10 protein-coding genes are annotated in these 11,776 nt (G+C 67.4%); 4 read left to right on the forward strand and 6 right to left on the reverse strand.

Features of this window, described 5'->3' with window-relative positions; all coding sequences use genetic code 11:
* Positions 1–2 precede the first annotated feature (2 nt).
* Positions 3–926: a tRNA (guanosine(46)-N7)-methyltransferase TrmB gene (gene trmB / locus MUN23_RS10390; RefSeq protein ID WP_248763731.1), complete on the reverse strand. Its 924-nt coding sequence runs from the start codon at positions 924–926 to the stop codon at positions 3–5.
* Between the two features lie 117 nt (positions 927–1,043).
* On the reverse strand, positions 1,044–1,439 hold the full coding sequence (locus MUN23_RS10395) for a hypothetical protein (protein WP_248763732.1): 396 nt from the start codon (positions 1,437–1,439) through the stop codon (positions 1,044–1,046).
* A 164-nt stretch (positions 1,440–1,603) separates the two neighbouring features.
* On the opposite strand from MUN23_RS10395, the gene MUN23_RS10400 reads away from it, so the two are divergent.
* Positions 1,604–2,944 carry an MFS transporter gene (locus tag MUN23_RS10400; RefSeq protein ID WP_248764051.1) on the forward strand — a complete coding sequence of 447 codons (1,341 nt, stop codon included), beginning with the start codon at positions 1,604–1,606 and terminating at the stop codon, positions 2,942–2,944.
* 1 nt (position 2,945) lies between these two features.
* Positions 2,946–4,328 carry an MFS transporter gene (locus MUN23_RS10405; RefSeq protein WP_248763734.1) on the forward strand — a complete coding sequence of 461 codons (1,383 nt, stop codon included), beginning with the start codon at positions 2,946–2,948 and terminating at the stop codon, positions 4,326–4,328.
* Positions 4,329–4,338: 10 nt separating this feature from the next.
* On the opposite strand, the gene MUN23_RS10410 is transcribed toward MUN23_RS10405, so the two are convergent.
* Positions 4,339–5,064, reverse strand: coding sequence for a bifunctional 2-polyprenyl-6-hydroxyphenol methylase/3-demethylubiquinol 3-O-methyltransferase UbiG (locus MUN23_RS10410; RefSeq protein ID WP_248763735.1), 726 nt, complete (start codon positions 5,062–5,064; stop codon positions 4,339–4,341).
* 326 nt (positions 5,065–5,390) lie between these two features.
* On the opposite strand from MUN23_RS10410, the gene MUN23_RS10415 reads away from it, so the two are divergent.
* Complete coding sequence (locus MUN23_RS10415) at positions 5,391–7,322, forward strand: DEAD/DEAH box helicase (protein ID WP_248763736.1); 1,932 nt, start codon at positions 5,391–5,393, stop codon at positions 7,320–7,322.
* A 133-nt stretch (positions 7,323–7,455) separates the two neighbouring features.
* On the opposite strand, the gene MUN23_RS10420 is transcribed toward MUN23_RS10415, so the two are convergent.
* From MUN23_RS10420 to MUN23_RS10430, 3 genes are all read right to left on the reverse strand, one after another.
* The gene (locus MUN23_RS10420) at positions 7,456–8,106 is read right to left on the reverse strand and encodes an MBL fold metallo-hydrolase (protein ID WP_248763737.1); all 651 of its coding nucleotides are present in this window, start codon (positions 8,104–8,106) and stop codon (positions 7,456–7,458) included.
* Positions 8,107–8,116: 10 nt separating this feature from the next.
* Entirely contained in the window at positions 8,117–9,112 is a 996-nt protein-coding gene (locus MUN23_RS10425; RefSeq protein WP_248763738.1) for an aldo/keto reductase, read from the reverse strand.
* 86 nt (positions 9,113–9,198) lie between these two features.
* On the reverse strand, positions 9,199–9,837 hold the full coding sequence (locus MUN23_RS10430; protein WP_248763740.1) for a nucleoside/nucleotide kinase family protein: 639 nt from the start codon (positions 9,835–9,837) through the stop codon (positions 9,199–9,201).
* Between the two features lie 403 nt (positions 9,838–10,240).
* Here MUN23_RS10430 and MUN23_RS10435 point away from each other — a divergent pair, with 403 nt between their 5' ends.
* On the forward strand, positions 10,241–11,662 hold the full coding sequence (locus MUN23_RS10435; protein WP_248763741.1) for an amino acid permease: 1,422 nt from the start codon (positions 10,241–10,243) through the stop codon (positions 11,660–11,662).
* Positions 11,663–11,776 lie beyond the last annotated feature (114 nt).

The raw sequence follows: 11,776 nt of genomic DNA on the forward strand, positions 1-11,776 counted from the left end.
GCTCAGCGGCGGCGGTAGCAGAGGTCGAAGATCAGCCGGCCGGCCTCGTGGGCCTTCGCCTCGAAACTCGTGCGGATCCGGCCTTCGAAGCGTGGCGCCCAGCCGCCCGTTTCATCCACACCCTCGTTGGGGCCTGTATGCGCGGTACTCACCGGCGCCCGGCCTTCGCGGACGGGCGCGCCGCCCACCAGGGTTTCGACGCCGGATTGCCACACCTGGGTGAGCGGACTTTCCGGGCCGTGGCGCTCGCCCGTGTGGAGGTTTTCGAAGTCTGGGGAGTCCGCGAGGACGTCGCGGACGTGGACGGCGTAGTTGGACCAGTCCGTGGCGACCCGCCACAGTCCGCCCTTGGTGAGTGCCCGTGCTGCCAGTTCGGCGAACTCCGGCTGGATGAGGCGGCGCTTGTGGTGGCGTGACTTGTGCCAGGGATCGGGGAAGAACACCCACAGCTCGCTGACGGATCCTGCCGGCAGCATGGTGGCCAGGACCTCGGGCGCGTTGGCTTCCACCACCCGGACGTTGTTCAGCCCGCGGCTGTTGATCTTGATGATGGTGTTGGCCAGCCCCGGGGTATAGACCTCGACAGCCAGGAAGTCCGTGTCCGGGTTTTCCTCGGCCGCGTGGCAGATGGCATCGCCCAGCCCCGAACCGATTTCCACAATCAGCGGTGCCTTGCGGCCGAACTCGGACTCAGCGTCGAAGGTGTAGTCCGGGTGGACCGACGTGTTCGCAATGTGCCGGGGCACGTCCAGCGCCCACCGGTCCGAGTGCTCTTCCCACGCCGTCTGCCGGCGTCCCTGGAGGCGGGTGCCGCGGCGCACAAAGCTCACCGGCCTGCCGCCGTAGGTGCCGAAAGACGCCTGGGTTCCGGGTGTCACCGGGCGCGGGACATGCGGAGGCTGGGGAGATTCTGGGGATTCGCTCATCCCTTCCAGAATACCCGGGGCCCACGCCCACGGCTTGGGCACTCACCTGAGCCTCGAACGGGACGCGATGGAACGCGAAAATGGTCGCCCTGCGAAGTCGGAAAGGAAAATGAAATCTCAGAAGAGGATCATAAAGTCCCCGTCCCTGAGCACGAGCACCAGGCCCACGGCAACCTCGGCCGCCGATATCCACAACGCAGCCACACCAGCCCGCCAACCGTTTGACCGACGCACAAATACGCGGAGCGAAACAATGCCGAGCGCCACTGCGAGCAGGCCAAACAGCGCCGGATAGCTCCACAGCACCAACGGTGCAACCCAGTCCAGCCGCCCAGCGCCCTCGGAAGGCCTCGTAAAGAGGGCAACCAATAGGCTGAGCGGCCCAGTCAAAAACATACTGGCGGGCGCAATGAGGCTGAAGGCGAGGCTGGCTGTCCCTTCGCCGCTGCCGTGGGCCTTCGGCGAGGCCGGGGCTGGCGCAATGGACGGATCGTGCAACGGTGCGAGGCTCATGGTTTCTCCCGAATGCTGTGGCTGGATACCGCTTGCTGATCCCAAACTAGAGTCGCTCCAAGCGGGTCACCAGCCCCTTTCTGGCCTATGTGGATAACTTCGCAAGGGCCGGCTGGCGCCAAGGCCAGTCCGGGCGTGAGGGCTCAAGGATGCGCAATGACAGAATGGGTCCCGTGACCCGTGCTGACAACGTTGACGTGCCTGGACTGCTGATCGACGCCGAAATCGACGACATCCCCCCAGCCGCCCCGACGCGCCTTCCGGGCCAGTCGGGCGGCGGTCCGGAGAGCCCGCGGGGCAGCCGGCGCGCGCTCGTGTACCTGGGCCTCTGCCTGGTGCTTATCGGGCTGAACCTCCGCACGGTGTTCTCCAGTTTCGCTGCGGTTCTTCCGGAGATCACGTCCGACGCCGGCCTGCCGGGCTGGGCCGTCGTGGTGCTCACCACCGTGCCCGTGACGCTCCTGGGGGTCTTCGCGCCGCTGGCCCCTGTCCTGGCCCGCCGGTTCGGCGCCGAACGCGTCCTGCTTGGTGCCATGGCAGTACTCACGGCGGGGCTGCTGCTGCGGCCCGCGGACATCGGCGGCCTCGTGCCCGGTGCCGGCCACCTCCCTACTTTGCTGGCGGGAACTGCTGCCTGCGGTGCCGCCATCGCCCTGTGCAACGTATTGCTGCCAGGGCTGGTGAAGCGCGATTTCCCGCATCGGCTGGGTCTCATGGGCGGCCTGTACACCACTGCCATCTGCGCGTCGGCCGCCCTCGGAGCCGGCTTTACCTACCCCGTCTTCACGGCGACGGGGGAGTGGACCTCGGCGCTGTGGTTCTGGGCCGTTCCTGCCGCCGTCGTACTTTTGCTGTTCCTTCCGGTGGCGCTGCGCCAGCATCCCGTCCGGCACCAGGCCGCCAACCTCGGCGTCAACGTGTGGCGTTCGGCGGTGGCATGGCAGGTGACCATCTTCATGGTGCTGCAGGCCATGATGTCCTTCAGCGTTTTTGCCTGGCTGGCGCCGATCCTGCGCGAACGCGGCGTGGACGGCGGCACGGCCGGCCTGATGGTCTCTGTTTCGATCGTGCTCCAGATGACGGGTTCGCTGTTTGCCCCTGCACTGGCGGCGAGGTTCCGTGACCAGCGGGCCATCGCTGTAGTGGTGGCGCTGATGACCGGCGGCGGGTTTGCGCTGAGCATCTTCGGACCCCTGGAACTCATCTGGGTGTGGACGGGGCTGCTCGGCCTGGGCCAGGGAAGCCTCACCGCGGTTGCCCTGACCATGATCATGCTGCGGACCCGCGACGGGCACACCGCGGCGCACCTGTCCGGGATGATGCAGGGCGTGGGCTACGGGCTAGGTTCCACCGGCACGCTGATGGTGGGCCAGCTGCACCAGGCCACGGGATCGTTCACGGCCGCCGGGGTGCTGTTCCTGGTGGTCGGTTCACTGGCCGCGGTGTTCGGTTACCGCGCGGGCCGGAACCGCTACATCGGCGACTCCAGCCGATCGGGCCAATAGCGTGCAGGAACCCGCCCTGCCGGCCACGCATTCCGCCACCACAGCCGGGATCCTGCAGCGACCGTACCTGTGGGTCACCATCGGCGCATGTGCCCTGGTGTTCCTCGCGGCCTTCGAATCGCTCGCCGTGACCACCATCATGCCTGTCGTCAGCCGCGAGCTCGACGGCGCCAGCCTGTATGCGCTGGCCTTCGCCGGGCCGCTGGCCACCGGCGTGATCGGGATGGTGGCGGCCGGAAACTGGTCGGACCGCCGCGGCCCAACAGTCCCGCTGTACGCCTCCGTGGCCCTGTTCGTGCTGGGCCTGATCATCGCGGGCACGGCCGTGTCCATGCCCATGCTGGTTGCCGGCCGCCTGGTGCAGGGGCTTGGCGGCGGCGCGCTGACGGTGGCGCTCTACGTGGTGGTGGCCCGCGTCTACCCGGCCGTCCTGCACCCCGGGATCTTCGCTGCCTTCTCCGCCGCGTGGGTGATCCCGTCCCTGGTGGGCCCGTTCGCGGCCGGCATCGTGGCGGAGGTCCTGAGCTGGCACTGGGTGTTCCTGGGTGTGGTGGGCCTGGTGGTGCCCGCCCTCGTGATGATTGTTCCGGTGCTCCGCGGCATCGACCGGCCTGCTGAGCAGGCCACGGTCCCGCCCTGGGCGCTGGGCCGCCTGGCCTGGGCGGCGCTCGCCGCGCTCGCTGTGCTGGGGCTGAACCTCTCCGCCGGAGTCACCATCGCGGGCATTCCCGCAGCCCCGGCACTCCTGGCCGCGGCCGCCGTCGTGATTGCCCTCGTAGCCGTGCGGCCGCTGGTACCGCGCGGAACACTGCTCGCCCGCCGCGGCCTGCCCAGCGTGATCCTGACCCGCGGCCTGGCGTCTGCCGCATTCTTCGGCGCCGAGGTCTACCTGCCGTACCTGCTGATCGAGGAGTACCAGTTCCCGCCGACGTTCGCCGGCCTGGCACTCACCGGAGGCGCGTTGTCGTGGGCAGCCGCGGCCGCCATTCAGGGCCGCCTCGGCACCCGGCTGAAGCACCGGGCCGCGGTGCGCATCGGCTCAGCGCTCGTGCTGGGAGCCATTCTCCTCACGCTGGCGACGTCGGCGCTCCACTGGCCTGCCGCCGTCGCGATTGCCGGCTGGCTCTTCGCCGGCGGCGGCATGGGGCTGCTGTATCCGCGGCTCAGCGTGATGACGCTCGCCATGTCCGCCAAGGAAAACGAAGGCTTCAACAGCTCGGCGATGTCCATCTCGGACTCGCTGGGCGGGGCGCTGGCGCTCGCCGCCACGGGCATCGTGTTCGCGGCGTTTACGACGACGGCGGAATCGTTCGCGGGGGTCTTCGCACTGACGGCGGTGGTGGCCGTCGCCGCGGTTGCGGTGGCGCCGCGGGTTTCCCGCTAACTACAAAAACTCAAGCCAGCCGGGTGGCGCGGAGTACGGTGTCGCCGATGATGGCTTCCTCGCCGTCAGGACCCGAAGCCGTCCGCTCCCGTGTGGTGTTGACCTCCAGCTGCCAGTCCGGCGAGTCCAGGCCGAGCTCCGCCACGAGCTGCGCCGGGGTGTAGAACATCTCCGGTCTGGTGTGGTTTCCCCACGGCGGCAGGTGGTCCGGATGATGGCCCACGATCAGCAGCGTGCCGCCCGGCTTGACCGCCGCAGCCGCCGTCCGCAGCGGACCCTGCCACGCCAGGTGCGGGGAATGCAGGAACTGGGAGGTCACCAGATCGAAGGTTGCCGTGGGCTGCCAGTCCTCCAGATCACACTGTTGCCAGTGGATGCGGCTGGGAATTTCACCCGCTCCCTCGGCGTGCACACTCTCGCGGTCCAGGGCCGACTTTTCGTGGGTTGCTGCCCGTTCCAGAGCGACGGCGGAAACGTCGACGGCGGTGACGGTCCAGCCCTGCTGGGCGAGCCAGATGGCGTCGGCCCCTTCGCCGCAGCCCAGGTCCAGCGCCTTGCCCGGCTTCAGTCCAGCGCCTTCGCGGACCAGTTGCGGGTTGGGTTTCCCGCTCCAGAATTTCGGCTTGCTCCGGTACCTTTCGTCCCACGCCTCGGCGGCACTGCGCTGCGGTGCATCCCCCAGCCGGGTGTCGCCGTCGTCCGTTGTGTGGTGGTGGTCCGCACCCTGTTCAGTCATGCCTCAAGCCTGCGCCTGCCGGGCACCCAAAGGCAACGCCAGCACCCCCAGCACCACCTGCCTGAAAGAGGCCAAGGCGCGGGGATGGTACGCTTAGGGGACTTGATGTGCAGTGATGCCCGCTCGTCCCTTCATTTGGGAAGCGGGTTTTTTCATGTGAGAGGCACATCCTGCGTCGATGAACGCGTTCCATTTGGTCCCAGCCGCCGCCCAGAATTGGGCAGCAGCACGGTTGATCACCTGACTTTTCTTCGGCGAAACCCTTGAGCCAACCGGCATCGGGGGCCGATATCCGCACGGATACCGCCTGAAAGACCATGAAATATATGACTACTTTTGCTGCCCTCGGCACACCCAAAGAACTTGCCGACACCCTCACCGCACAGGGAATTGTTGAGCCGTTCCCCATCCAGGTCAAGACCCTCCCGGACACCCTGGCCGGACGCGACGTCCTGGGCCGCGGCCGCACCGGCTCCGGCAAGACCATCGCTTTCGCCATCCCGCTTGTAGCACGACTCGCTGAGCGGGAAGCCAAGCACTTCCGCAAGCCCGGCCGCCCCATGGGCCTGGTCCTCGCGCCGACCCGTGAACTGGCCACCCAGATCAACGCCACCATCGAGCCGATGGCCAAGGCCATGGGCCTGACCACCACCGTGATCTACGGCGGCATCTCCCAGGCACGCCAGGAAAAGGCGCTGCGCGCCGGCGTCGACATTGTCATCGCCTGCCCGGGCCGCCTGGAGGACCTGATCCGCCAGCGCATCCTGACGCTCGAAGGCGTCGAGATCACCGTCCTGGACGAGGCCGACCACATGGCCGACCTCGGCTTCCTCCCGGTGGTCAAGAAGCTCATGGACATGACCCCCAGCCAGGGCCAGCGACTGCTGTTCTCCGCCACCCTGGACAACGGCGTGGACAAGATCGTCCAGCGCTACCTGTCCAACCCGCTGACCCACGCCGTGGACGAGTCACAGGCCGCCGTGACCACCATGGAGCACCACGTCCTGGTGGTCAACGACCAGACCGTCAAGAAGCAGCTGATCGTTGAGCTCGCCTCGGGCGCCGGCCGCCGCGTCCTCTTTATGCGGACCAAGCACCACGCCCGCAAGCTGGCCAAGACCCTTACCGACGCCGGGATCCCCGCCGTCGATCTGCACGGCAACCTCTCGCAGAACGCCCGTGACCGCAACCTGGCCGAGTTTTCCTCCGGTGACGTCCGCGTCCTGGTGGCCACCGACGTCGCAGCCCGCGGCGTCCACGTGGACGACGTCGAACTGGTGATCCACGTGGATCCGCCCACAGAGCACAAGGCATACCTCCACCGCTCAGGCCGTACGGCCCGCGCAGGTTCGGACGGCACCGTGGTCACGCTGACCCTCCCGGAGCAGCAGTCCGACGTCAAGAAGCTCATGAAGGCGGCCGGCGTCGAGGTCAACTTCGAGCGCGTCACCGCCAACTCCCCGCTGGTTGCCGAGCTCGTGGGCGAAATGGCCGATAAGATCGATCCGCGCACCCGCGCCGCTCTTCTCGCCAAAAAGTCCGCACAGCAGGGTGGCGGCACCTCCACGGGTGCCAACGCCGAGCGCAAGCGCGCCCGCCGCAGCCAGGAAGGCCCCACCGCCGGTGGCCGTGGCGGCCGTGGTGGACGTGGACGCGTCTCCGCTGAGCCGACCCGCACCGATCTTCCGCGCGCCGAGCGCCGCGCTGTTGCCTACGAAGGCCGCACCGAGGCACGGGCAGCATTTGACCGTGTAGCTGAGCAGAACGAGGACCGCGCCATTGCAGCAGCTGCTGCTCGCCGCAATTCCCGCGGCCACGGCGCCACAGGCTCCACGCACCGCAACGACGTCCCCGCAGCAGGTGGCCGTGCAGCGGCCGGCCGCGGTTCCGACGGCCGTTCTGATTCACGCGTTACCCGCAGCGATGCTCCCCGTGGCGGCACGGGCCGCCCGGCAACCACCGGCGGACAGCGCGGCGGACGTCCGGCAACGGGCCAGCGCGCAGCCGGAGCCCGCACTGCGGGCGCCGGTGCAGGTGCCCGCACGGGTGGATCCGGCCAGCGCGCCGGTGCCTCCACGGGCAACGGCGGCAACTCGGGCAACGGTGGCAACGCCGGCAACAAGGCTGTTTGGTCCTCCAACACCGGCGGCACGTCCGGTGGCTCGTACGCCGGTAACGGTGGCGGCAGTGGCCGTCCGGCACGCAGCGGTCCCCGCCGCGCGTCGGCTCCGGCCTCGAACGAACGCCGCAGCCGCTAAGATTCGTGTTTTCGCTACGTAAAGTAGCTAGCGATACGCAGAATGCCGGCCGCGACGGATATATCCGCAGCGACCGGCATTTCGCGTAGCGCAAATCACGAAGCGCAGCGCCAGCCGGAAAGCGTAGCGAAAGTTACCAGCCGCGGGCGCGCCACTCCTCAAGGTGCGGGCGTTCCGCGCCGAGGGTGGTGGGGCTGCCGTGGCCCGGGTGCACCAATGTGTCGTCCGGGTAGGCCTCGAACAGCCGCGCGGTGACATCGTCCAGCAGCGACGTGAACCGCTGAGGATCATTCTGGGTGTTGCCCACGCCGCCCGGGAACAACGAATCCCCGCTGAAAATGTGGGCGGGCCCTTCCGGGGCCTGGTACACAAACGCGATCGATCCCGGGGTATGGCCGCGCAGGTGCACGGCGGTGAGCTCGAAGCCGTCCACGGCGCAGGTATCCCCCTGTTCCAGGATCCGGTCCACGGGCACTGGCATCGCCTCGGCGTCGTCCTTTCCGGCAAGGGTTGGGGCGCCCGTGGCTGCCACCAACGCCGGCAGTACCCGGACGTGGTCCCAATGCTGGTGCGTCGTTGCAATCTGCGCCAGTCTGGTTGTGGCCGCGGTATCCGCAGCGGCGTCCTGCAGCATCGCCTGGATGGCCGGAAGGTCGTCCGCGGCATCAATCAGCAGCTGTGCGCCGCTGGCCTTCGCGGTCAGCAGGTACACGTTGTTGTTCATCTCGCTGACGGAAATGCTGCGGATGGTGATGTCGGGGAGGTCGTGAATGAGCGTGTCCATGGGTTTCAGTCTATTCACGGCCCTGGGACACCCAGTTGGGGTCCGCCGAGCGGGAGCCGACGACGGCGTCCGCAGCCTGGTCCAGCGCCTCCAGTTGCGCCGGGGTCAGGTCCAGGGACAGGGCGCCCAGGTTTTCGTCGATCCGGTGCGTCTTGCGCGTGCCGGAGATGGGGACCACGGCCAGTCCCCGCCGTTTGCCCTGCTCCAGCAGCCACGCGAGTGCAACCTGGGCAGGTGTTGCAGACAGCTCAGTGGCGACCGTCCGCACGGCCGCCACGACGCCCTGGTTCGCGTCAAAGGCGTCCGCGGCGAACCGCGGGATCCGGCGTCGGAAGTCGTTGGCTCCCAAACTGGAAGCGTCCACCGTGCCGGTGAGGAATCCCCGGCCCAGTGGCGAATACGGCACAAAGCCGACGCCCAGGCTGGCCGCGGCCGGAACCACGTTGCGTTCCACATCGCGGCTCCAGATGGACCATTCGCTTTGGACCGCGGCGATGGGGTGCACGGAGTGGGCTTCGGCCAGCTCCTGCGCGGTCACCTCTGACAGGCCGAGGTGTTTGACCTTGCCCTGCTGCACCAGCCCCGCCATGGCCTCCACGGTTTCCACAATCGGAACGCGGAGGTCACGGCGGTGCATGTAGTAGAGGTCGATCACGTCCGTGCCAAGCCGCTTCAGGCTGGCGTCGACCGCCTGCCGAACGTAGGCGGCATCTCCCCGGACATCCGTGTAGCCATCAGCCGGCGAGCCCACCAGGGAAAACTTCGTGGCGAGCTGCACTTCACCCCGCCGGTCCTTGAGCAGCTGCGCGATGAGTTGCTCGTTGCTGCCTCCGCCGTAGATGTCCGCGGTGTCAATGAAGCTGACGCCGGCATCCACCGCATGGTGCAGGGTTTTGAGGGCCTCGTGCGGGTCAACTTCGCCGTAGACCGGGGTGAGGGCCATGCCGCCGAAACCCAGGGGGCTGACGTTGAGGCCGTCGCCGAGGTGTACCAATGGTGCAGTCATGAGCGCTCTCCATTCGTTTGTGGATTCTCGTCCCAGCCAAGAACCCCGGCCCTTGCCCCAGTATTCCTAGCCGATGTCCTGGATTCCTAGCCGATGTCCTGGCACCACGGGATGATCCGGTCGGCGCCCTGCCGCGTTGCCTCGATTATCACCGCGTTGGCCTCATCCGGTCCCGCCGCCCACGCCTCCGCTGCGGCCCGGTCCATGCCGAATTCCACGTGCCGGTCCACCAGCCGGGCCAGCCGCAGCGCGGGAGGGGAATCCATGAACCAGACCTCATCCAGCTGCGCCCGGACATCCTTCCACTCAGGCATCTCCGCCAGCAGATAGTTTCCCTCGGTGATCACCAGCGGCACGGACGCGGGGACTGCGATGGACGCGGCCACCGGTTCGTCCAAAGTCCGCCGGAACTCGGGCGCGTACACCACGGCCTCATTCCGCCGCACGAGCCGCTGCAACAGCGAGAGGTAGCCGCCGACGTCGAACGTGTCCATTGCGCCCTTGCGCTGTCGCAGCGGTGTGCCGTTGATGATCGCGTTGCCCAGGTGGAAGCCGTCCATCGGCACCACGACGGCGGTACCAGGGCCGAACTCCCGCTGCAGCCGGGCCGCGAACGTGGACTTGCCGGAGCCGGGTGCGCCCGTGATGCCCAGGAGTAGCCGCCGGCCGCCGTCGAGCCTGTGCCGCAGGGCGGCGAGTGCCTGCTGTACTTCGGGGGAGTCCATGGCAAAAGCCTAAACCGGAGGCCGGTCCTCCCAGGTTTCCACTATCGGAACGCGGAGGTCGCGGCGGTGGAGGTGCAGTCATCTTCGGACGGGACTGCAGCCATGAGACACTTCCTGGACCCACGCTTTCAACGCTGGCTCCCTCTTTTCCGCGTGATCTGGCCCTGTGCACCCCCTATGTCGGCTCCGTAGGTTTATGGCTACACCAGGAGGAGTGATCTGAATCACCCAGTGATTGCAGTACGGTCCGAACCTCCGGTGGACCTGGCTTCGCGCTTCGTGGCGCGGGCACCGAAGTGCACTTCAACGGGTTTCGTCAGAGCATCTTGGAGGAAACGTGTATCAAGCCGAACCCCGGCAGGCCGACAACGCCGGCCTTAGCAAGGGCCTCAAGAACAGACACATGAATTTGATCGCCATTGGGGGCGTCATCGGTGCCGGGTTGTTCGTCGGCAGTGGCGTTGTGATCAGCAGCACCGGCCCGGCGGCCATCGTCTCGTTTGCGATCGCAGGCGTCATCACCTTGCTCCTCATGCGGATGCTGGCCGAAATGGCCGTAGCGCGTCCGGTGGTGGGCTCTTTTTATGTCTACGCACGCCAGGCGCTGGGACAGCGGGCCGGGTTCGCCACCGGCTGGATGTACTGGTACTTCTTTGTGATTGTGGTGGCAGTCGAGGCGATTGCCGGTGGCCGGATCATCCAGCTGTGGTTCCCCATGGTTCCGTTGTGGATGCTCAGCCTGGGCCTGATGGTGGTACTGAGCGCCACGAACATGGCTTCGGCCCGCTCCTTCGGCGAGTTCGAGTACTGGTTCAGCTCCATCAAAGTGGTGGCCATCGTCCTGTTCCTGGGGCTGGGCGTACTGTGGATCACCGGCCTGTGGCCCGAGTCGACGCCGGGCATCGGCAACCTCTTTGACCACGGTGGCTTCACGCCGCTGGGCTGGGGTGCCGTGCTGGCCGCCGTCGTTCCCTGTGTGGCCTTCTACACCGGCGCGGAAATCATCACCATTGCGGCCGCCGAGTCCGAAGACCCCGAGCGTTCCGTCAAGAAGGCCATGCGCTCCATCGTGGCCCGGGTGGTGACCTTCTACGTCGGCTCGATCTTCGTGGTGGTGGCGATCCAGAGGTGGGATGCCGAGAGCGTCGGCGTGAGCCCCTACGCGGCGGTGCTGGACGTCCTGGGTATCCCGGCGGTGTCCACCATCATGAACTTCATTGTCCTCACGGCAGTGCTCTCGTGCCTGAACTCAGCCCTGTACACCACCTCGCGCATGCTGTTTGCGCTCACCCGCAACGGCGATGCCCCCAAGTTCTTCACCAAGCTGTCACGGAGCGGCGTTCCGCGCCGTGCCATCCTGCTGGGCACCACCGTGGGCTACGTTTCGGTGGTGTGTGTCTACGTGTGGGGCGATGTGGTGTTCGCCTTCCTGGTGAACTCCTACGGTGCCGTGGCGCTCTTCGTCTACCTGGCGATCGCACTGTCACAGGTGGTGCTGCGCAAGAGGCTGGACCGCGACGACCCCGGCGCGCTGAAACTGAAGATGTGGCTGTTCCCGTGGCTCAGCTACGCAACCATCGCGCTTATGCTCTTGGTCATCGCCGCCATGGCCCTGCTGCCCAGCACCCAGACCCAGTTCGTGATGAGCGGCGTGACGCTCGTGATCATCCTGCTCAGCTACGAGCTGCGCCGGCGCTACGGCCGTACGCCTGGAGAAGAAGCCGGCAACGACGCCGCCGACCTTCCGGCGGATCCGTCCTTGGACCCCTCGGCTGAAGGGCTCGAGGAGGAGCCCGACAAGCAGCCGGTAGCGGCCCGCCCCTGATCTTCAGGCCGGATGTCCGTCCGGTCCGTAAAGCCCGCCGCGGGGAAGTGCCAATGGAGGCACATCCCCGCGGCGGGCTTTTGCGTTGAGCGGCTTCGCCGCACGGGGGTAGCG

It is taken from the genome of Pseudarthrobacter sp. SSS035, assembly GCF_023273875.1.
GTDB lineage: Bacteria > Actinomycetota > Actinomycetes > Actinomycetales > Micrococcaceae > Arthrobacter.

Coding starts and splice junctions, on each gene's coding strand:
- trmB (WP_248763731.1), bottom strand. CDS start 926: ATGAGCGAATCCCCAGAATCTCCCCAGCCTCCGCATGTCCCGCGCCCG.
- MUN23_RS10395 (WP_248763732.1), bottom strand. CDS start 1,439: ATGAGCCTCGCACCGTTGCACGATCCGTCCATTGCGCCAGCCCCGGCC.
- MUN23_RS10400 (WP_248764051.1), top strand. CDS start 1,604: ATGGGTCCCGTGACCCGTGCTGACAACGTTGACGTGCCTGGACTGCTG.
- MUN23_RS10410 (WP_248763735.1), bottom strand. CDS start 5,064: ATGACTGAACAGGGTGCGGACCACCACCACACAACGGACGACGGCGAC.
- MUN23_RS10415 (WP_248763736.1), top strand. CDS start 5,391: ATGACTACTTTTGCTGCCCTCGGCACACCCAAAGAACTTGCCGACACC.
- MUN23_RS10420 (WP_248763737.1), bottom strand. CDS start 8,106: ATGGACACGCTCATTCACGACCTCCCCGACATCACCATCCGCAGCATT.
- MUN23_RS10425 (WP_248763738.1), bottom strand. CDS start 9,112: ATGACTGCACCATTGGTACACCTCGGCGACGGCCTCAACGTCAGCCCC.
- MUN23_RS10430 (WP_248763740.1), bottom strand. CDS start 9,837: ATGGACTCCCCCGAAGTACAGCAGGCACTCGCCGCCCTGCGGCACAGG.
- MUN23_RS10435 (WP_248763741.1), top strand. CDS start 10,241: ATGAATTTGATCGCCATTGGGGGCGTCATCGGTGCCGGGTTGTTCGTC.